Below are 21,740 nucleotides of genomic sequence, written 5' to 3' on the forward strand. Positions count from 1 at the left end.
ATGTCCACCCCACAAGATTAGATAATTTGGCAATAATTTTGTGGCTTACCCAAGCTTGGGATTAGTCGCTGGTGTCACCTTGAAGGTGGCGATTTTCCAAGGCTGTATCGTCAAGATTTGTTGCTCAGATGAGAATTCAGGAGCAGTATCAGCAGAACGCTCTAACAAATCTACCGTACTTTTGAGACGAAATCCTAGATCGCTTTGCAAAGATAACTCGGCTGTTTCTCCGTGACATTCATAACACCGCAGAATTAATTGCTCTGGGTCATCTTCTGCTGGCTTTAAAGCCATCAAAATCAGATTTTCAGATGATAAATTTAAAAAACTTGCTCCGTCGGGGGTCGGGAGTGGGGAGTGGGGAGTGGGGATTGGGGACTGGGGATTGGGGAGTGGGGACTGGGGAGTGGGGAGTGGGTTTAGTATCACTTGTAGGGGTGTATTCAATTCATAGCCATGCCGTACTGTGTGGGCTGATTCCCAGCTGTTTGTGTGGGGATACAAGGCATACGTAAATTCATGCAAACCTCGGTCAGCTTCTGGGTCTGGCCAATTGGGACTGCGTAGGAGTGTGAGACGTAATTGATTTTGTTTGGCATCGTACCCATATTTACAATCATTTAGTAAACTAATTCCGTATAAACCCTCGTTTATCTCGCCTGTTAAATCAGCCCAACGCAAGGCCGGGACTTCCCATTTTGCTTGTTCTGCGGGGGTTTGTGGTTTAGTTGGACGGCGAATTGCGCTACAGGGAATTTCGTAGGTGGCGAAGTCTGCTTCAATATTCAGAGGGAAAGCAGCTTTCACTAATACTTGATTTTCTTGCCAGTTAACTTGAGAGTAAATTTTCAGCAGAGGTGAACCGGCTTGCAGAATATAATCTTGGCAAAATTCTGATTCGCCCAACTGACGCACTACGCGCACACGATTTTGTACCGCGCCTTGTTCTACCCACTCAATAGATAGAAGATTTGTTGGGGGTAAGGGATGTTGGGCATAATTGGGGTCTATATTCCAAGCATCCCAATATTGACCGCTGTCTTTAAAAGCTTGCAGTTGATTCCCCGCACCACTCAAAACTTCCCGTTGATAAGTTTTATCAAAAACACTTGATAAATCTCCGGTGTCAGGATTGACGATAACTCGGAGGAATTCATTTTCTAAAATCCATTCTGGAGGTGGGGGGGATGAGGGAGATGAGGGGGATGAGGGGGATGAGGGGGAAAGCCAGAAGAGGCGGTAGCCTACGGGTGGGATGTCGGGGGCGAGAAATAGTAGGGTTGATGGTTGAGATAATTGGGAGACAAGCAATTTACCAGAAGCATCGTAAATCTGCCATTGCTGGGTAGTTGTTGCGGGTGTGGGTAAGGTGATAGAAACTACCTCAGAACGCTGCCAATTGAGAGAATTGAAGATGAAAATAGGTAAACTATTGGGTTTTGGTGGTTGTGGTAAGGTAATGTGAGATGCGATCGCCAGCAATGATTCTTGTAATATCTTCGTTCCCACTTCTTCGACTTGCTGCCATTCCGGCAAGGCATCCAGATAAACTTGGGTAATGGAAGAACCAGGCAAAATATCATGAAACTGTTGAAATAACACCTGTTTCCAAGCTGCTTCAATTTCGGCTTTGGGATATGTCACACCACAGCTAATATTTGCCAAAGTTGCAAATAGTTCAGCTTCATACAACAAACCTTCACAGCGTCGATTCCAACGTTTTTGATCTGCGTGGGTAGTGTAGCAGCCACGATGAAATTCTAAGTATAGTTCGTCATTCCAAGTGGGGAGATGAGGGGATGAGGGGGATGAGGGGGATGAGGGAGATGAGGGAGAATAATTAGTGCTGACTCCTGAATTCTGACTCCTGAATTCTGAATTCTGAATTCTGAATTCTGATTGGATTTGCTGTAAATACTTTTCGGCGGTGGTAAATTCTAAGTCTGGGAAGAAGGGGGATTTTTGCCAGCGTTGGGCGGTTTCTAACATATCACGGGTGGGACCGCCGCCGTGGTCGCCGACGCCGGGAAGCCAGAGAGATTCTGGTAAATCAGTTTGGCTTTGCCACTCTAGGGCGTATGATGCCATTTTAATTGGGTCGATCGCTTCACCGATGGATGCAGACATGAAACTAAAGACTTCGCTGCCATCAGGCGATCGCCACCAAAAAGCACCATAATCAAATTTAGTAGTATCATTCCACCGCAACTTTTGGGTGACAAAATACTCAATTCCAGCATTGGCGAAAAACTGCGGTAAAGTTGCACAAAAACCGAAAGAATCCGGAACCCACACCACAGTGGAAAGCTTGCCAAATTTTTGTTGTATGTATCGCTGACCATACAATAGCTGACGCACAATCGATTCACCAGCAATCAAGTTCAATTCTGGTTCTACCCACATTCCGCCGACAACTTCCCACCTTCCGGCTGCTACTTGTGCTTGAATTGCGCTAAATAAATCCGGGCGATGTTCCTCAACCCAAGCATAAAGCGCCGGAGTCGAATGACAGAAAATTAATTCCGGAAAATCTGCTTGCAACTTCAAAACCGATTCAAAAGTGTTTTGGGCTGCATTCCAAGTTTCACTCACAGGCCACAACCATGCTAAATCTAGATGAGCATGACCCAGCAGGAAAATTTTAGATTTTAGGTCGCACCTTTGGTGCGCTGAAAGCCCAACTTGGATTTTGGATTGAATTAGATTTTGCCTTAACGACTTAACCAACTCTCCCCACTCTGCGTCCTTGGCGTCTTGGCGGTTCGTTACCTCCCCCACCGCCTCCACCAAAACATCCAACTTTTCTGGTGCAAACTTTTGCAAATAAAGTTGTAAAATAGCCAACTCATCAGCCACAAAACCCGGATCGGGATTATTATCATCATTAGACTCATAGATAAGGAGCGATCGCACTAAAGCACCATCACAATGTCCCGGACTCACTAACCGCAAAGCAACAATAAATTCTTCCCCTGGCGTCACTCCCCGACTCAAAAGCACTCTCGGCGAAGAATCAAATAAATCACCCTCCAGCGCTAACTTCCCATTCACATAAATTTCAGCAGCATCAGCCCACCAAACTAACGCCAGTCGCAAAGATAACCCCGCTAACGGATAACCCTGTAAATCTTGGGGAAGCACCAACTTTTGTACTAGCCACAGCACTTTTTTCCCGCCTGTCCAAGCAATATGTTCTTTAGCATTCAACTCGACAGGTTGCCAATCAGACAAATCAGAAGGTGGAACATCAGTAATTCTTTCCTCAGATTCCCGGTATAACCAGGTAGACTGGAGATTAACTTGAGAAAAAGAGCGCAGTTGCTCAATTGCTTGTGAGATTAAATTGGTCTGAGATTGAGGGATAATTGGGGTCATATTTTCGCTAAAATGAGGTCACACAATCATTAACAGTTTGTGGTTTTTATCAAGGAGAATTCAGAACTCAGGAGTCAGAATTCAGTATAAATTGTAGTCATCTTCCTTATTAAAACTCTATTCCTTTATAGTTAGAATATTCACCAATTCTGAATTCTGAATTCTGACTACTGACTGCTGACTCCTGTTTATTGTTTGGCGGGAGTCTCAGAACTAAACAAGACTCGAACTAAAAAATTACTATTATGTCTTCTGGTTCCTCTGGTCGTTATCAAAGCAGACTATTTAATTTTGTCCACCAGCAATCTCGGCGGTTGACACAACAGTGGGAATACACCTTCCGGCATTTACAAGTTGCCACTAAGTGGGGTGTGGAATTACTACTTTACCCAGTGTATCTACTGCTTCAGTCATCTGAATCAGATGCTAAAACGTTACACACCAAAGAACCACAATCCCGGCTCAACTTACCATCAAATGATACCGATTTTCAGCCAGAAATTGATCTAAGTGTTGATACTCCTATTGAAAATGTATTAGAGACAGTTTATTATCTGTCATCCCAAGAGGCGATTGCTACTCCTGAAAAAACCTCTCAACCTTTCAATTCTTTGGGTTTTTTGGGATTTTTCTGGCAAAAATCTATACCTAAAAACTCGACAAATAACACTAACATTATTCATTCCTCAACTATTACAGACAATTCAGCCGCAAGTATCGAATCTTCACAGCCAGAAAATGCTCTCAAGCGGCATCTTGCAGTTGTGCGGGGAATTGCCACAAATTTGCTGAATCTGAATTTGGTACTTGTTACCACTGAAAATGAAATTCTCGATATTTTGACACCCCAGCAGCAGGCAAAATTAGAAGACAGAATTATTAGTGAAGTTGCTAATTACTGGCAATGTTGGCGATTGGCTGAAGCTAAAAAAGAAAAAGAATTATTACCTAAAATTGACAGTTTATTAGCAAAACTTACTGGGAAAGATACAGTCAAGATTCCAATATTAGCCCAGGGAATATCGAACAATTTAGTTGATTCAAGTAAAATATTCACATTTTTAGATTTAGCCATTGCCAAAGTAGAATCAAATGCTTTAATCCCCGTTCAACAACGTAGCCAAGAAATTGTCCAGACTGCCCAAACTCAGTTAAATATATTTATTTATGGCAAAGAACAGTTAACTGCTAAGGGAGAAATTGCAGTCAATCCTGACAATTTGGAAACTCATACATTGAATTTTCAGGCTTTAATTGAAGCAGCGCTTAATTACTTTTTTGGCGTTGGTACTAGAAAAACACTTGAGTCAACAACTGCTGATGAGCAATCAAGTAGAGTATTATTTCATCGCCCAAAAAAAGCTTTATCTGAAAGCCGTGAGTTGCAAAACCAAGATTTAACTGATGATCCTTGGTTAGCGTGGGGTGATTTGTTTGGTGACACCGAGACACTTGCAGACAAGCCAATTACGCTTTCTGAAAACACAACTCCTGCTTTAGCTTCAAGTTTATCAACAGGACTTTCTTGGCCAAAGAATTGGACTCCACAACAGCCGAAAGCCAAATCTGATTTAGTACAAAGGAAAAAAACAACCCGTCATCTCGCCTCAATTCCTAAAACGTCTGCAAAAGTTACCTCTGTCAAACAAACTGAAGGGATTATTTCCCAATATAATAGCGAAAATCATAAAGGGGAAATTTTTCAACAGCAGTTTTATCAAAGCACTGAAGTTGAAGCACAGCCAGACTGGATAGAAACCAAAGTAACTGCAACAGGTTATGAAAAGCACCCCCTAGAGAAAGTTTTGGAATGGCTTGATTTTGTTATGCTTTGGTTAGAAGAGATATTTGTTAAAACTTTTCAGTCGTTACAACGAGTGTGGCAAGGTAAATAATAGGTAAGAATTCAGGAGTCAGAATTCAGAACTCAGAATTCAGGAGTCAGAATAGTTCAAGAATCAGAACTTGATTTTTTTAAGCTTATTAAGCTTGGGTATCAAAGTATTCTGAATTCAGAATTGTGTATTCTGAATCCTTATGTTGTTAGTGGTTTAATGAAGTGAAAATTATTGTTTATTGTAAATATTTCAATTTCCAAAATCCACTAGAGAAACCAAAAATTGAAACGTTTCTAGTTGATGTATCTCAAATTCCTCAAGTAGGTGAAACAATTGTTGTTGAGAGAATTTCAGCCCAAAAACAGTTTGTGATTATTTTTGAATACATTGTGACAGCAGTTCAGTTTAACGCTTCTAAAGAATCGGCTGATTCAGCAGATGCTCAAGTAAGCGCATTTTTAAACCACTGTTGGGAAGGAACGTCAAATTTCAAAATTACGAACTTTTTAGAGAAGTAATTTTTCACCACAACATGTGATTGAGAAAATAATGTAACAGTTTTAATCCTGTTGGTTCCTGATAATTAGTTGGTAACAGAGAAAGCATTGCTTTCTCTAGAGTTTCCAAAGCTACATCTACTTCCTGTCGCTTTGGCCTGGTTGTTGAGGGAAAGTGTAACGGTTCACCCACCCGTATAGTTAACTTTTTTCTCAAATAAAGGTCATGAGTTCCAATCAGTGCAACTGGAATAATCGGTACGCCACCACGCAAGGCATAAATTATAGTCCCACGCTTTAACGGCAGATGCAACTGAGCTTCAGCAGTTCCCAATCGTCCTTCGGGAAACAGAATCATCCCATCGCCACGAGCCAAAATTGATAAAATAATTCGGTCTATCTGTCGCAATGTCTGTATATCTTCGCCTGTGGGTACTGTTTGTTCAATTGCTGCGGCTAGCTCAACTAAATCTTCTCTTCCTGCTTTAGCCGCTCTCATCACAGCTACTTCTTCTTTCCACACCCGTTTTAAAGGAATTACACCTCCTGCAAAACCCAGGATGAAGCGCTTCCACCACTTATTATAAAGAGTACGAGCATCCCCCAGAATATAGTAATAAGGTTGGGTGGGAAGTTCCGCTAACAAAAGTAATGGATCGATATGGTGGAGATGGTTAACTGCTAAAATTGCTGGTTGCTGAGGTATTCTTTCACCGTTTTCGACCTGGACTTGGAAAAGAGTATGCATGAGCGATCGCATTATAAACCGACGCAGCCCAGGATTAGCTCTAGGTTCAGAATTCTCTTGATTAATGGCGTCAAGATGATTCAGAGTTTCCTCAATGATTTGGCGAACAGCGCGATCGCCAGCCGCGGCTACACCCTCTTTTACCCGCTCAATGGTAGCATCAGTCAGGGGTGGTAAAGTTTCTGATTGGGTATTATTTTCTTGCTGATGACTCGATGTCAAAAGATTTTGGATTTTAAATTTTGGATTTTGGATTCACCGCATCGATAAACGGATGGCGGTTTTGTCTGTTTTCATCCTAGCAGAATCTCTAAAAAATCAAGCTACTACAGCACGACGTAAATAAACCAACCATTTGAAATGTCTCAAACCCTTATCAACAGGTAATTACGAATTACGAATTACGAATTACGAATTACGAATTACGAATTACACCTTGCGGTACTAGTGTCATCTTGTTCAGTAAGTCCCGTTGAAGATAGTAATTCTTCCGAAAGCTGGAAGCGATTTTCTTTACAATATACCTTGATAAACTATTACTTAATTGGGAAAAAGCGTAACAAATTAATCTGATGAGCCACCATAAAGAAGGTACATTTCAAGGTGTTGGGAAACTAGAACTGTATTACCAAAGTTGGTATCCAGAGGGGAAGGTGAAGGCGATATTAGCGATCGTACATGGATTGGGGGCGCATAGCGATCGCTACGATAACGTAACTCAGCATTTAATACCCAAGGAATACGCTGTCTACAGTTTTGATTTGCGCGGTCATGGACGTTCACCAGGTCAGCAAGGTCACATTAATAGTTGGAGTGAGTTTCGTGAAGACCTGCGAGCTTTTTTAGAGTTCATTAAAACCCAACAGCCAGGAAGCCCAATTTTTCTTTTAGGTCATAGCTTAGGCTCAGTAATTGTCTTAGATTATACTCTGCGTTATCCCCAGGAAGCATCTGCATTACAAGGTGTAATTACCTTAGCACCGGCTCTCGGAAAAGTTGGGGTGTCAAAAATTCGGTTACTCATAGGAAAACTGCTCTCACGAGTCTGGCCGCGTTTCACCTTGAATACCGGGCTTGATGTTTCTGCTGCTTCGCGGGACGAGAAAATTTTAGCAGCCTACGCCCAAGATTCCTTGCGCCATACTAGAGCCAGCGCCCGTTTAGCTACAGAATTCCTGACTACTGTTGATTGGGTTAATGCCCACGTTGCTGATTGGCAATTACCATTGTTGATTCTCCACGGTGGAGCAGACCGAGTAACTCTACCTGAAGGAGGGAAAATTTTTTGTCAGCGGGTGAGTTGCCCGGATAAACTGAGAATCGAGTATCCAGGTGCTTATCACGAGCTTCAAAATGACCTGAATTATCAAGAAGTACTGGCTGATTTAGAAAATTGGTTGGAGCGACATTTACCATGTCAGACAGCACTGGGAGGAGAAAGCGCTAAGTCAGAGTTTCCTGGTTCTTAGCTTGGAGTACATGACACTTGATTACTGGTAAACAGTAGAGTCAGTTATTTAAATTATCTGAAAAATATGTTGCAGAGGATTGAGAGTTTTTCACAGCCAAGATAGGTTCTCCCTTAACTCCTCCACGGGTAAGAGTACAAATTTTATAAAGGTTTTCACACTCAAAGATTGCCAAAACTAGCTCTTTTCCTGTTTGGTAAGGCGATGGTAAAGGTTTACCCACCTCGCATTCCATATTAGTTTCATTGTCACACCACTGTAATTTCCAAATACGCTTTTCGGTTATGGGTGCTTGTAGAGACTGAGCAAGAGCGTTATACACCTGTTCAGCTTTCACATCATCCTTGGCTGCTGGAACAAAAAACTTCATAGGCTTTGATTACAAATAACGTGGGTTTCATTAGCACCAGCGTAACGCACTATTTATTTTGAGAGTCTAGTGTGTGTATGTCGTCAATGAGAAACTATTTTACCTACCCTGCTGCAAACTCAGTAAACTTCCGTTTGTAGGGAGCGTGAAAACCTAAAACAATATCTTGTTTTGGTACTCCAGCAGTTACTAATTCATTAGCTACTCCAACCTCCGTTCCATCTCGCTGAATCCAAATTTTGCCATCTTTAATATCAACATGGATGATGCAACCATATACCCGCCTCAGTTCTTCCCATCCCAAATGAATAACTTGGTAATGGTCGCGGTCTGTATCAAAAATTAGCTGTATTTCTGTATCATCATTTGAATGGTGAATTGAATGACCTTTGAGGATTCTCTGTACTAATTCACGGTAGTTTATTCCTTCCATAGTAAAACCTCTTTTTTAATTGGTTCAAAAATTAGAAGCTTGAGCCTATGTTCAGCAATTATCTCTTGAATAAACGGTCGAACAAAAAAATCTTGATAAATATCTTCAGAAATTGCCAAGTATAAAACTCTATCAGGATGCTTTTTGCGTAATGCTGAACGGTACGTGAGCGTCTGACCAAGAGCTACATAAAAATCACTAATTTCTGATGCACCAATGAAAGACTTAATCTCAACTGCGATTTTTTGACCAGCTTTTTGAGCAGCTAAAATTCTTTCTGCTCCCAAGTCTACATAAAACTCTATTTCATCAACTTTAATCGATAGAGGGTCATGGGTAATTGTCCAATTATCTTTTTCTAAAGCTGAACGAACAGCATTGTGAAAAATGTCTTTAGCTGACATAAGATGATTATAAATATATTCACTGGCAGTTTTTGTTGGCAGCAACTAGAAAAGCTCTACTAAAATCAGCAGTTTGTTTTGGTACTTTTAGACTAAATATTGTAGCAGGGTAACCTAGTATATCCCAGTAGGAAAATTTTCCGCTGTCTATCTTTGTTAGCCCACTTGTGGAGGTATTTCATATTCGTAGCGAGAGACCAAAAAATCACCAACTTGTCTGTCGCTGTGATAGCGGAAACCAAAGCTTTCATATACTGCTCTCAGGCGTGGACGCGAAGCATCGCAATCCAAACGTAAGTAAAGTTTACCAAGTGTTTGCGCGTGTTCAATAGCCCAAGTGAGTAACGCTGAAGAGACTTTACCGCCAGAATAAAATCGTCGAACTGCAAGGCGATGTACGAATGCTGACTCTTGTTGAGAAATGTCCGGCCAGAAAAGAAAATCTTCTAGCTGAAACTTGATTGTACCAGCTGGTTCACCTGCCCACTCAGCAATGAAAAACAATCCATTAGCAACATCTTCAGATATATTTTCTGGTGAAACTTCACTATCACGCCACAGAGGTATACCACGCTGCTGGAGCCACAAAGCTGCTTCTAACAAAATATCCGAGACTATAAAGGTATCTTGTATGGTTGCTTGGCGAATTGAGATGTACATTTAGTTATTAATTGTAGATGTAATTGAACGGCAGTAAAATTTGACAAACATTAGTATAAATGTTGGGTTGCATTTAGCTGCAACCAATATGCAATTTACTTACCAATACAAAACTTACTAAAAATTCTATCTAAAATCGATTCCGTAACTTCTTCTCCAGTAATTTCTCCTAGTGCTTGAATTGCACCCCGTAAGTCAATTGTCCAAAAATCAAGAGGTAACTGCTGCTCAATAGTTGCTTGTACCTGTTCCAAGGAAATTTTAGCTTGAGTTAAAGCTGCTGCTTGCCTTTGGTTAATGGCTAAATCCATATCAGCAGCTTTAACTTTGCCAGTTTGAATTATCTCTAAAATAGCTGTTTCTAAAGCATCAATCCCTTGATTTTGGGAAGCGGCTGTGAGAATTTTGGATTTTGGATTTTGGATTTTAGATTGAAGAGTTTTTCTTTGGGTTTGTTCTACTAAGTCGATTTTGTTAATTACTAGAATTAAAGGACGATGTTGCACTTGTTGGTAAATTTCTTCATCGCCTTCTGTCCACCCAGCAGCGGCGTCAATGGTGAGCAAGACTAAATCAGCTGCATTTGCCGCACGGCGCGATCGCTCGACGCCAATTTTTTCTACTTGGTCTGTTGTTTCCCGAATCCCCGCAGTATCTAGCACTTGCACGGGAATTCCGCCCACAACTAGCTGGGATTCCACCACATCGCGGGTTGTGCCTGGTAAGTCTGTGACGATGGCGCGATCGCTCCGGCTCCAAGCATTCAATAAACTCGACTTACCCACATTCGGACGCCCGACAATTGCCACTTTTAAACCAGTGCGTAGCAACTCACCTTTATCTTTGGTTGCCAATAACCGAGAAATTTCTGCGGCAATTTTCTCAATTTCTGATATGATTACTTTATCATCCAGCGGAGGAAGGTCTTCCTCAAAATCAATTCGAGCTTCGATTTCTGCCAAAATATCCAAACAGTTAGCGCGTAACTGCCGGATCGGCTGAGCTAATTTTCCCTGTAAACCAGCTAAGGCAGTTTGGGCAGCTTGGGGCGATTTAGCACCCACCAAATCAGCAATGCCTTCAGCCTGAGTTAAATCCAATCGCCCATTCAAAAAGGCACGGAGGGTAAATTCTCCCGGTTGGGCTAATCTTGCACCAGTTTCCAAACACAGTTGTAACACCTGCTGCACTGCCATAATTCCCCCGTGGCAATGGAATTCCACCACATCTTCACGGGTGTAAGAACGTGGTGCTTTCATGATTAGCAACAAAGCTTCATCCACCAGTTGTTGTGTTTGGGGATGGCGAATATAACCGTAGAGAATCCGGTGAGTTTGCCAAACTTGTCGCCCTGGTGTGTGAAACAGAGTTTGGGCGATGGACATTGCTTGGTCACCGGATACCCGCACAATACCAACGCTACCCTGTTGGGGGACAACAGCAGTGGCGATCGCGGCTATAGTTCCAGTAGTGGCAAAGAGTTCGGACATGAGCGTTTTATATGAGAGTGAGGAGTTAGGAGTTAGGAGTAAAAATCATAACTCATAACTCCTCACTCCTAACTCATAACTTCCTAAATGGTAAGTATTTAGACCGTTGGGATGGCAACTGGCAAGGTAAAATTTATCTGGAAGCTAATGTTTGAAAGTTAAGAAGTTAGGAGTTGAGATTATAACTCATAACTTTAAAAGAGAGGAATTTACTGTGGAGCAAAAAATTAACTGTGCTGTAGCCTGTGTTAACGGCTGCGTTTTAGGGGATAAATGCCCCAATCTTGAGTTTAGAGAAGCAGCTGCCAAATTTGTTGAAGAGACTTCTTTAGACAAAATGTTGGAAATGGCTGAAGAACGTCTGCGGAAAAAAATGACGGAACCGCCAAAATGGGTTTTTCCTGAAGATCCGTAGCACTGGGCTAATCAATTTTGGATTTTGGATTGCGGATTTTGGATTGAAATATATTACTCTAAGGGATTGAGGATTTTAAATTTTTGATGCAACGATTTGTTCCACAAACTAGGGGCGAAGTATGTAACAAAATGATTTTTAATCTAAAATCTAAAATCTAAAATCTAAAATTGCCACCGTTAAATACTATCTGGATCTATATTTAATTCTCGCAGTTTTGCTGCAAGGCGATCGCTACGTTGCTTTTCCAGTTCCGCCTGTCGTGCAACTTCTTCTGGTGCTGGAATTAGTTGTCCTTCAGGCGTAAAAAATCGTAATTTTTCTTTATCAATCCCCAAATATAACTCTAATTGCTGACTCCACAACCAACCTTGAGGATTAGGTTCCAACGGTTGATACTTACCAGCTAGCAAAACAAACCCAGCGAATTCTAAATTATTGGGATCAAACCAAAAATATTCTGGTGTACGAAATATATCTTGGTAAATTTGTTTTTTCAAGCCTTTATCAGTTGCTGCCGTGGAATCTGATAGCAGTTCTACAATGAGGTTGGGATACTTGCCATCTTCTTCCCAGACAACCCAGCTTTTACGAGGTTTGCGTTCAGTCCCCTGCACTACAAAAAAATCTGGGCCTCGGAAGTTTTCTGATTTGAGTTGGCGTGGACTGTAGTAGATGGTGAGATTACCCGATGCATAGAAATCGTTGCGATTTCGCCACAACCACTCCAAACATTGAATCAGCAGTGTCATTTGTAGCCGATGTAAGTCAGTTTCCAAAGGCGGTTCGTCACTATATAAATCCCCTGGGGGAAATATAACATCTTCTGGGGTTGCTAAATTTTCGACGACAGACATGGTAGAAAGTGTCTTAGTGCTATAAGTCTAGCGTAGCAGTTAGAAGGATAGACGCTTAGCAACTTATTATTAGATATGTCAGGTATTATAAAGTATTCCTGTAGGAATATAAACATGAATCAATGAGACAACTCAGACTTTTTGAATATGAACCTTCCAAAGAAAAACTCCCAACCAATCTGACAACAAATCGTCATCCGATACACAGATGGTTCAACTTTATAGCTGGTTTTTCTCCGGAGTTTGTGAATTTCTGCATTCAAGAATCTGGCTTAAAAGCAGATGAAATACTTATTGATCCATTTTCAGGTTTGTCTACCTCCCTCGTACAGGGAAACTTTCAGGGTATATGCTCTGTTGGTTTTGAAGCTCACCCTTTTTTCTACGACATTTCCCTTGCAAAAATATTCCCCCCTACCTGCATTCAGCAAGTAGATGCTATCGAAAAAATCTGTAAATTTATTGAACCATACACTAGCGATATTGCAGAAATTTGGACAACAGATGCAGCGCTTTTTTTAGTCAAACTTGTCCCAGAACAAGAGTTGCGGCTTTTAGCATCGGTTCTTTTGCTTGAAAATCAAATTGAACCTACTGAACGTCCGCTTTATCGTCTCATTGTTTCTCGCATACTTGAACTCACATCTGGTTCCCAAACAGATGGAATTTATAAAGCTCCTACTACTCAGAAGAAATCGACACCGTATCAAATTGCTCTCCAAAAAGTTTGTGATGATATTAGAGATGATATTACATTGTTAGATAACAGGTTTAAGCCAAGAGCAAAATTGCATTTTATGAGTTCCGAAGCAATGAATACTCTGGAAGATGAAAGCTGTTCTCTATGCATCACCTCACCGCCTTATCTCAACAATTTTGATTTTGCTGAAATGACAAGGATGCAACTTTATTTTTGGCGTTATGCTGGGTCATGGCGTGAGATTACAGAACGAGTGCGTCGCCGATTAATTGTTAATACTACAACTGCTCCAACTGACCTCAAGCAGAATCAAAATATATTTTTAGAAGCTATATCAACAAATCTTCAAGCTTCACTACAGCCATTAGTTAATCAGCTTAAGCAACAAAGACAACTGAAAAATGGGAAGAAAGATTATTACCTGCTGGTATATCCTTACTTTGGACAAATGCAGCGAGTCTTTCAAGAATTAAAACGTGTTTTGCGACCTCAAAGCCACGTTCATATTATTGTAGCAGATGCAGCACTTTACGGAGTTCATATCCAAACTGAAAAGTTACTATCTCAGCTAATGGAGGAGATTGGATTTGAGATTTTAAAAATCGAAACTCTGCGGACACGAGGGAGTCGCTGGGTTTTAGAAAAACGGCAAGGTATCAACAAACCTCTTGGGGAATTTCATATACATGCAAGACGAATTTGATGCTGAGAGTTCAGCAGAAGTAGCTAATAATAATACGCTTTACCAAATTGCTAGGGAAGCAATGACACTATATGTTCAAATTTACTTAGAACTTAGTAAGCAGACTAGCGGCTTCGCAAATATTCAAGCAGACCAGATCGTAATTTTTGAACAAAAACTAATTATTCTTAGTGGTCTTGACAGTTCACTCGACCCAACAGAAGCTAGTCCACAGGAGGTTGTGCAAGAACTTTTTCGGATGCAAGCAGTCCCTTTTGACGTAGAGTCAGCAATTACAAAAGGTGTGTACATTCAACTGCGAAACAGAGTAGAAAATCTTTTAAATGAACTCTATGCAAATACAAAAGGACTTGAAGAGTTTGATGCTAACTATATTCAATCTAATTCTTATATGCTTCCGATTCTTCAGCGCCTTGCCAATATTACAAGTAAAGCTGCATTAAAAAAACAAATTGGCAATGTATCTGATAATGTTATTTCACAACCAGCAGCTAAAAAACTAGCTGAAATTTTGAATAAGCGAAAACCTGGTCAGGCTATGACTCGCCAACAAATTTTACAGAGTATTGAACCAACTCTTGAGGGTATTGTTCGTGATTTAGTAGGTAGAGTACTCCTTGAAAATATTGTTGCTAAGGCTCTTGATGATGCTAACGTTCCCTACAAATTAGAATCTGAATATAACTATCTTGAGGGTGTTGTCTATAACTTTCGAGCCGACTTTGTTATTCCAGATGAAAAATTGCCAAAAGCTTTTATAGAAGTGAGAAAGTCATCTTCCAGACATGCCTCCCTTTATGCAAAAGATAAAATGTTTTCAGCCATTAACTGGAAAGGCAAGAATAAGGAATTGCTTGCAGTTCTTGTAGTGGATGGTGAATGGACATCTGAAACTCTGAAGGTGATGACAAGGGTGTTCGATTATGTTGTACCACTTAATCGCTCTCCTGATGTGGCGGCAGCTATTTCTGAATATTTACAAGGTGATAGGTCTAAGCTAAAATGGCAAGTCAACTTTTCAATTACTGCCGCTAATTGAAAGTTGATATTGATAAAAATTAATTTTAATATGGCTGACCACACATCACCTATCACTGACTTAGTGTTGCGATAAAATTTTAAAATCTGGATTCTAAATATCCAACCCAACCACCATTAACTCCGGTGGATGTTCAACATTAAACTGATAATATATCTCTCGCCGATCCTGTGGTAAAATAGTTAACTCCCATTCTAAAATCCCCATTTCACCAAGTTGAATTTGCGGGTTTGCGCGAATCAGACGCACTTTAATTTGTTCGTTGCGGCTAACTGGTAACTGTTCAGTTACTTTGAGATTTGCTTGTTTATCGAGTAAGTTAGTAATTATCAACCGATAACTATAAGTAATTCGGCGCTGGTTGCTAATTAATCTTTTGTCTACAAGACGTTCAACTAATTCACGCTCAATTTTTAAACCTTCATCAATCCCTAAATTCAGTTTAAATTCTTGCCCTGGTGCAATATTGTCTAACCCAGTGGCACCGATGAAAACATTGTTGCGGAAAATATTCGCTTTTCCTGCTAACAAAGTCGCACCGTTGGGACTATTTTTTACATTCGCTTGCAGATAAGCAAAACTTACCAAGCGCGGCATTGCCACATAATCAAAGTTACAAGGATAATCGTCATTAAAAATTGTTGTTTTATGCGGTGCGCCATCACTGGGAATATTACCGCCACCATTTAATTTAAAAGTAACTACACTTCCTTCTTTAGATAGTTCTGCTGGAACAATTTCTGCTGCGATGAGACTATCCTGTGCAACTTCGTCTTCTTCTTGCCAATTTCCTTCACCAGCTGGAGCTGCTATGCTAGGCAGCAGCGGTGGCTGTGCAGCAAATCTAGCTCGTCGTTGTCGCGCTATTTGTGGACGTAGGGTATCAATATACCAAGGTTCAACTTTGGGCGGAAGAGTGCCTAATCCGGGTTTTGCAGTAGAAAGGGTGAGACTTGCACCAATCCAATCTTCGCCGCTGCTTTGAGTAATTTCTGCCAGGTAACTCAAATGCACGATATCGCTCGTAGTGCTAAAACGCAAGTCATATAACGGAGTCCAACTGGCGCGATTCACCAAGTATGATACCTCTAGCTCAAACTCGCCTTCACCTGAGACTTCAACTGCTACAACTAAGCTCAAACTTTCTTGGGGATGGGGTGTTTGGATTTTTTGCAATGAGGCGTGGAGTGCTTGCAGTTGTCTGTCTAATTCCTGCTGTTGGGTAAAGCATTCTCCAGATGCGATCGCATATTCACTATACTGGCTTCCCAAAAAGTTCAAAAAATCCAAAATTTCGCTCAAACTAAGATTTTTCCGCGATAAACTCTGGGAAAAAGGTTCTTCTGTTTTTTCACGTAAGCCTTCGATAAAACTAGATTGCAACGCCAAAGCATCGACTTGGGCTTGCAGATGGCGTTTGTCTGCCTCTAGTTGCTCAATTTGCCTTGTCAAATGTGCTACACGTTCTGCCACAGGTTCAGTCGTGTAAATGCGATCGCTACTCACTCCCAGCAACCGCACCCCTACCGTACCCGTACCGCTAACCCTCACAGACTCAGTTTCTAGAGTCATGGGTACTGGGGTAATTACTAATTCGTGTTCAATTCCTGTTAACGAAACTACACCTCGTCGTGTAACCAATGCTCTATCAGCGTAGACTGTAACAGCTACAATCTCGCTTGGTACTGTTTTGCGCCAAGACTGTATTTCCGGGTTAACCACTGCCAGTTTTCCCCCATTTTTAATGCTTCTGCTGGTTAATTGTTAATGTTTCCCGGTCTGGGAGTCAACCCCTTTAGGGAATCAAAAATCTGGTAATGGGGCATTGGGGAGTGGGGGATGAGGGGGATGAGGGAGATGCGGTTTGGCTTTGCGGTAGTTGAGCGTAGTCGAAACTCACCGACGGGGAGATGAGGGAGAATAACTCTTAACTCTTGTACAGACGCGATTCATCGCGTCTCTACTCCTCACTCCCAATGCCCAATATTTATCTCTGAGTTGTTTCAACGGTACTATAGCTATAAGTAGCATTTTGCTCTACAATGTTTTTCGCCGCAGCTAGTAGATAATCATAGTAAGCACGAGCGACGATAGATAGCTGTTTCCCAGATGGGTAAACCATGTACCAATTTCGGTGAATGGGGAAGTGTTGGACATCTAAAATGCTGAACTGTGACGCGTCTAATAGTAAGGTATGACGAGATAAAACAGAAATTCCTAAACCACCTACAATCGCTTGTTTAATTGCTTCGTTACTTCCCAATTCCAGTTTGACTTTTACCTTTACCCCTTGTTCCTCAAATAAGCTTTGCACAGCACGACGGGTTCCTGAACCTGGTTCCCGCATAATAAAAGGTTCTTCAGACAAGCGGTGTATCGGAATATTTTTTTCTTGGGATAAAGGATGATTAAGTGGTGCAAAGACTATCAAAGGATTTTCTAAAAATGGTTGGCAAGTGATATCCATATTCTCTGGAATTTGGCTCATAATATATAAGTCGTCCAAATTATGAGCCATCCGTTCCAAAATTTGTTCGTGATTGGTTACTTGTAAGGAGATATCAATCCCTGGATAAAGTTCGCAAAACTGCCCTAACAAACGTGGGATAAAATATTTAGCTGTTGTAATCACTGCCAGCTTTAATTGTCCTTGTTTTAGCCCTTTTAAATCTGCCACCTTCATTTCAAATTGGGCTATGTTATCAAAAATCTGCCGACAAGTGGCAAATAATTCCCTTCCTGCCTCCGTCAAATATAACCGCTTCCCCACCTGCTCAAATAATGGCAACCCTACCGATTTTGTCAGTTGCTTAATCTGCATGGAAACGGTAGGTTGGGTAAGAAACAATTCCTCAGCAGCACGAGTAAAGCTACTGTGCCGTGCCGCTGCCTCGAACACTTTTAACTGGTGCAGCGTCGCTTGATTCAAGGGTAGTTCTCCTGTAAATAGCGATTCATATATATCTAGTATTACTGAACAGTTGCAAATCATATAGCGATGCTTAGAGAAATTTACGAGTTTTATTCATTATAGATAAAACTCTATTATCGCTATTAGAAGAAAAATATTTTATTTCTGAATTGAAGAAGCTATTATCAGAACAATAAGAAAAGCGTAAGATGCCTTCTAGTTGACGATGAATGTTGAATACTGAATATGAATTTTTGACAATTCATAATTCATTGTTCATCATTCATCATTCCATAATTCTTCTGTAACTTTCGTCGGCAATTTAGTTAAATCTGGTAATCTTAACATTTCGATTTCAGCAACTTGCTCCTTGATATTCACTGGCAAGCTTAATGGTTGGTTTTGTTCTATCCAGCAACTTGCTAATGGCAATGTTTGTTCCATTTCGTCTAGGGGTCGAGGAATCACCATCACTGCATTTAATTCTCCAATGCGTTCTGCCTCAAACATCCCAGCTTCCACTGCTACAGCAACATTGGCTACAGAACCACGAATAATCGCTGTACACAAACCCGCACCAATTTTCTCATAAGCTGCCAAATGGACATCAGCAGCTTTGAGCATGGCATCACAGGCACCCACCATTGCTGGAAAACCTCGCGTTTCTACCAAACCAATTGCTTGATTACTCAAACGGCTGTAACTGCCTTCTTCCATCAATTTAGTGAAACGGGCTGTGATGGGAAGCACTATATCTAAGTTGGGATAAGGCCGGGGAATCACTAAGCTAGAAACCAACTGACCAAATTGTTCAGCGGTTTGGACGCCTGATTCTACGGCAAGACGTACATCAGCGATTCCACCCCGGACGATGGCGGTACAATGACCACTACCAATCTTTTCGTAGCCAACTAGGTGAACTCCAGCAGATTTGAGCATCATATCCGCTGTCCCAACTATTGCGGGGAAACTGAGAGTAGAAACTAAGCCCAAAGCAGTATCTTTGAGATCGTCGAAACGACTCGATGAATGCATGGTACTCATAGACCGTTGATTAAATGTTTCCATGTGAATTTTCCAAGAAACGGAAAAGCCTGACAACTTACAATTAACACTTACTCGGACTAATCGTCAGAGTTTGGGTCGTTCAATGATTGTCTATGGGGAAACAATGTGGTCAATAGTCTGTGTATACTGCCTTGCCCATAAATTTGAGTCCCGAAGCTATTAGGGGATTCTGTGGCTGGCTGATTGGGGTCTGAGTTATATTCTGTAGACTCTTCGGGGGCTGGTTGCAAATTGGTTTCAGCATCATTGACAGGCTTGGACGGTGGAGGAGACTGGCTTTCACCAGTGGCGGAGGATTTAAAGAAAGAAATTGATCGCCCTTTTAACTCTACAAAAGCCGAAGCGGAGAAGTTAGTTGAGGAAATGACCTTTTCTTCACCTTCCCCTAAGCCATTTTTTTCTTCTGCACTTGTAGCAGGTGGGTTCTCTGGGGATGAATTGAGTTCTTTTGTTTGACTAATTTGCCGACTTGTGTCTCCCAAAATCGAACCAGGTGGAACTACTTGTCCGGGTTCGACTGAACAATTAAAAACTGTTGTTGCTGAACCAATGCAAGCATTTGCTCCAATTTTGCCCTTGCCAACCATCAAAAAACCCGCTCCCAGGTTTGCCCCTGCTTCTACCTCTAAGGTTCCTTCATGGACTTGGAGAATAGCTCCCATGCCAATACAGACCCCCGGGCCAATGACGATGTTGCTGTTTACAGCTGCTTGGAGTATTACCCCAGGTGCGAGTACCGCGCTTGGATGAACAGTCACCTCACCACTTATGTAAGTATCAAAATTATTGCTGAGGCGCAGTGGCGGCACAGACATGGAAATTTAACCTCAGAAGCCAGAAGAAATTAGAGAGTTAGGAGTTAGAAGTGAAGAGTGAGGAGTTAGTTAAAAGTGAGGAATGTGGAATTAGTTAAAAGTGAGGAGTTATAAATTTCAAGTTTGGAGTTATGAATTAACAATCTTTTTCAACTCCTAACTCCTAACTCCTAACTCCCAACTCCTAACTCCCAACTCCCAACTCCTAACTCCTAACTCCTAACTCGTAACTCCTAACCCCTTAAGGACGTTGAATAATCGTTTCCAATACCCGACGCTTGGCTTTCGGCTCAATACCAATCAAGCGTACATATTCTCCTTGGAATTGGCCAAGGTGTCCTTCTACGGCGGCGATCGCTTCTCTTTCTGAGGAGGCTTGAATTTGACCGGTACTAGTCCAGGAACCTGTACGGAAACGTCGCTGGTCTACGTGTTCGACGCTAATTTTATATCCTCCAGCCAACAATTGTCTTAGCTGGTCTACGACTTCAGAAGTTAAACGAGTACTGGTAGCTGTTGCCGTTGCCGTTGCCGAAGATCCACTGCTGCTAGTAAATGATGATTTCTGACTACCACCAGAGGGAGCTACTTGACCATTGGGACGTTGAATGATGCTTTCCAACACCCGCCGCTTGGCTTTGGTGTCAATACCAATTAGACGCACATATTCGCCTTGATGGTTGTCTATACACTCTTCCACAGCGGAAATCACGGCGTTTGCGGAAGTTGCTTCAATTGGCTTGCAACTACTCCAGGAACCAGTCCGGAAGCGGCGCTCATCTACGTGTTCCGTGCCAATTTTATAACCACCAGCTAAAAGTTGCCGGATTTGATCTACGGTTTCGTTATTAATTTTGCCGCTGCTAGAGCCGTTACTATTGCCATTATTGCTGCTGTAGCTGCCATTGCTAGAACTACTAGCAGGAGCTTTAAAGCTAGTGGTTGGTTTCACTTCACCATCGGGACGTTGAATGATGGTTTCTAAAACCCGGCGTCTACCTTTATCAATACCAAACAGCCGGATATATTCGCCGCTGTGGTCTCTCACACAGCTTTCCAAAGCAGCGATCGCTTCACCTAAAGATTTCGGTTCAATTGGCTGGCAACTAGTCCAAGATCCCGTCCGGAATCGTCTTTGGTCTACATGCTCCGTGCCAATTTTATACCCTTGCTGTAATAAATAGCGCAACTGCTCTATTGTTTCTGCACCCAAGCTATTACTCGACACGTCACTACTCCTTTCCAACTCTAAAACAGTAATACCATTACCTGTATAAGATTTAGCAATTTCATCCCGAATGGGCTTTATACACTTGCTATCCGCAGCACAAAGATAACCAGCTCGTAAGGCCTGATTAATCCCAACCACATGATGAGCGAATTCCTTATCCTGATCTTGCACGTCTGGCAAGCGGTCAGCTTGCTGCTGGCTGGTAATTATCGCTCCGGAAGGTATATATTTACCTGCGGGAATTTCTACGTCTTGAATCAAAGCGTGCATCATCACGATGCAACCTGCACCTACCCTGGCATTAAACACTGTAGAGCGAAAGCCTATGAAGGAATTGTCGCCTACATAAGCTGGTCCGTGAATTAGAGCCATGTGGGTAATACAAGCATTTTTGCCTATCCACACCGAGTATTTTTCATTGTCGTCGCCAACTACTCGACCTTGCTCCAACCCATGAATCACAACGCCATCTTGGACATTAGTATTTTCACCAAGATAAAAGGGTGTGCCTTCATCCGCTCTAATCGTGGTCCCCGGAGCAACGATTACATTTGCACCTATGCGTACATCTCCAATCAAATTGGAGAATGTATGTACAAAGGCAGTTTCATGGATTTCGGGTTCAGCTAAATTCCTTGACCACGGGGTTGGGGGTGCCGCCGTGCTGCGGACTACCATCGCAAGATTCCTCCTGAAATTAAGTTATGAGTTATGAGT

At 41.8% G+C, this 21,740-nt stretch carries 19 protein-coding genes; 6 read left to right on the forward strand and 13 right to left on the reverse strand.

The window, feature by feature from the left end:
- Positions 1-45 precede the first annotated feature (45 nt).
- The gene (locus IQ276_RS24335; protein ID WP_235115927.1) at positions 46-3,375 is read right to left on the reverse strand and encodes an alpha-mannosidase; all 3,330 of its coding nucleotides are present in this window, start codon (positions 3,373-3,375) and stop codon (positions 46-48) included.
- A 245-nt stretch (positions 3,376-3,620) separates the two neighbouring features.
- Between IQ276_RS24335 and IQ276_RS24340 the strand changes: the two genes are divergently transcribed.
- Positions 3,621-5,270 carry a hypothetical protein gene (locus tag IQ276_RS24340; protein ID WP_193916636.1) on the forward strand — a complete coding sequence of 550 codons (1,650 nt, stop codon included), beginning with the start codon at positions 3,621-3,623 and terminating at the stop codon, positions 5,268-5,270.
- Between the two features lie 164 nt (positions 5,271-5,434).
- A complete protein-coding gene (locus tag IQ276_RS24345) occupies positions 5,435-5,731 on the forward strand; it encodes a hypothetical protein (RefSeq protein WP_193916638.1) in 297 nt (98 codons plus the stop codon).
- Between the two features lie 4 nt (positions 5,732-5,735).
- Here the strand turns inward: IQ276_RS24345 and IQ276_RS24350 are convergent, their stop codons facing one another.
- Entirely contained in the window at positions 5,736-6,680 is a 945-nt protein-coding gene (locus IQ276_RS24350; RefSeq protein ID WP_193916640.1) for a lysophospholipid acyltransferase family protein, read from the reverse strand.
- A gap of 350 nt (positions 6,681-7,030) precedes the next feature.
- On the opposite strand from IQ276_RS24350, the gene IQ276_RS24355 reads away from it, so the two are divergent.
- Positions 7,031-7,927 carry an alpha/beta hydrolase gene (locus IQ276_RS24355; RefSeq protein WP_193916642.1) on the forward strand — a complete coding sequence of 299 codons (897 nt, stop codon included), beginning with the start codon at positions 7,031-7,033 and terminating at the stop codon, positions 7,925-7,927.
- 40 nt (positions 7,928-7,967) lie between these two features.
- Here the strand turns inward: IQ276_RS24355 and IQ276_RS24360 are convergent, their stop codons facing one another.
- From IQ276_RS24360 to mnmE, 5 genes are all read right to left on the reverse strand, one after another.
- A complete protein-coding gene (locus tag IQ276_RS24360) occupies positions 7,968-8,297 on the reverse strand; it encodes a hypothetical protein (RefSeq protein ID WP_193916644.1) in 330 nt (109 codons plus the stop codon).
- 103 nt (positions 8,298-8,400) lie between these two features.
- Entirely contained in the window at positions 8,401-8,730 is a 330-nt protein-coding gene (locus IQ276_RS24365; protein WP_193916646.1) for a XisI protein, read from the reverse strand.
- On the reverse strand, positions 8,718-9,134 hold the full coding sequence (locus IQ276_RS24370; RefSeq protein WP_193916648.1) for a XisH family protein: 417 nt from the start codon (positions 9,132-9,134) through the stop codon (positions 8,718-8,720). The genes IQ276_RS24365 and IQ276_RS24370 overlap by 13 nt, the downstream gene beginning before the upstream one ends.
- 156 nt (positions 9,135-9,290) lie before the next feature.
- Entirely contained in the window at positions 9,291-9,794 is a 504-nt protein-coding gene (locus tag IQ276_RS24375) for a GNAT family N-acetyltransferase (RefSeq protein ID WP_193916650.1), read from the reverse strand.
- 95 nt (positions 9,795-9,889) lie between these two features.
- A complete protein-coding gene (gene mnmE, locus IQ276_RS24380) occupies positions 9,890-11,284 on the reverse strand; it encodes a tRNA uridine-5-carboxymethylaminomethyl(34) synthesis GTPase MnmE (RefSeq protein ID WP_193916652.1) in 1,395 nt (464 codons plus the stop codon).
- A 214-nt stretch (positions 11,285-11,498) separates the two neighbouring features.
- On the opposite strand from mnmE, the gene IQ276_RS24385 reads away from it, so the two are divergent.
- Entirely contained in the window at positions 11,499-11,699 is a 201-nt protein-coding gene (locus IQ276_RS24385) for a hypothetical protein (RefSeq protein WP_193916654.1), read from the forward strand.
- A gap of 179 nt (positions 11,700-11,878) precedes the next feature.
- Here IQ276_RS24385 and IQ276_RS24390 read toward each other — a convergent pair whose 3' ends face one another.
- Entirely contained in the window at positions 11,879-12,556 is a 678-nt protein-coding gene (locus tag IQ276_RS24390; protein WP_190876112.1) for a Uma2 family endonuclease, read from the reverse strand.
- Positions 12,557-12,678: 122 nt separating this feature from the next.
- Between IQ276_RS24390 and IQ276_RS24395 the strand changes: the two genes are divergently transcribed.
- Together IQ276_RS24395 and IQ276_RS24400 are read left to right on the forward strand one after the other, a co-directional pair.
- The gene (locus IQ276_RS24395) at positions 12,679-13,959 is read left to right on the forward strand and encodes a hypothetical protein (protein WP_228043028.1); all 1,281 of its coding nucleotides are present in this window, start codon (positions 12,679-12,681) and stop codon (positions 13,957-13,959) included.
- Positions 13,943-14,998: a hypothetical protein gene (locus IQ276_RS24400; RefSeq protein ID WP_228043029.1), complete on the forward strand. Its 1,056-nt coding sequence runs from the start codon at positions 13,943-13,945 to the stop codon at positions 14,996-14,998. Before IQ276_RS24395 ends, IQ276_RS24400 begins: the two co-directional genes overlap by 17 nt.
- A gap of 93 nt (positions 14,999-15,091) precedes the next feature.
- Here IQ276_RS24400 and IQ276_RS24405 read toward each other — a convergent pair whose 3' ends face one another.
- From IQ276_RS24405 to ccmM, 5 genes are all read right to left on the reverse strand, one after another.
- Positions 15,092-16,720, reverse strand: a complete 1,629-nt coding sequence (locus IQ276_RS24405; protein WP_193916656.1) for a mucoidy inhibitor MuiA family protein — start codon at positions 16,718-16,720, stop codon at positions 15,092-15,094.
- A 265-nt stretch (positions 16,721-16,985) separates the two neighbouring features.
- Positions 16,986-17,927: a LysR family transcriptional regulator gene (locus IQ276_RS24410; RefSeq protein ID WP_190876114.1), complete on the reverse strand. Its 942-nt coding sequence runs from the start codon at positions 17,925-17,927 to the stop codon at positions 16,986-16,988.
- Positions 17,928-18,188: 261 nt separating this feature from the next.
- Positions 18,189-18,977: a beta-carboxysome assembly protein CcmO gene (ccmO, locus tag IQ276_RS24415; protein ID WP_190876115.1), complete on the reverse strand. Its 789-nt coding sequence runs from the start codon at positions 18,975-18,977 to the stop codon at positions 18,189-18,191.
- Positions 18,978-19,033: 56 nt separating this feature from the next.
- A complete protein-coding gene (ccmN, locus tag IQ276_RS24420; RefSeq protein ID WP_193919635.1) occupies positions 19,034-19,792 on the reverse strand; it encodes a beta-carboxysome scaffolding protein CcmN in 759 nt (252 codons plus the stop codon).
- A 241-nt stretch (positions 19,793-20,033) separates the two neighbouring features.
- On the reverse strand, positions 20,034-21,701 hold the full coding sequence (ccmM, locus tag IQ276_RS24425) for a beta-carboxysome scaffolding protein CcmM (protein ID WP_193919633.1): 1,668 nt from the start codon (positions 21,699-21,701) through the stop codon (positions 20,034-20,036).
- Positions 21,702-21,740: the final 39 nt, after the last annotated feature.

The organism is Desmonostoc muscorum LEGE 12446 (assembly GCF_015207005.2).
Classification (GTDB): domain Bacteria; phylum Cyanobacteriota; class Cyanobacteriia; order Cyanobacteriales; family Nostocaceae; genus Nostoc; species Nostoc muscorum.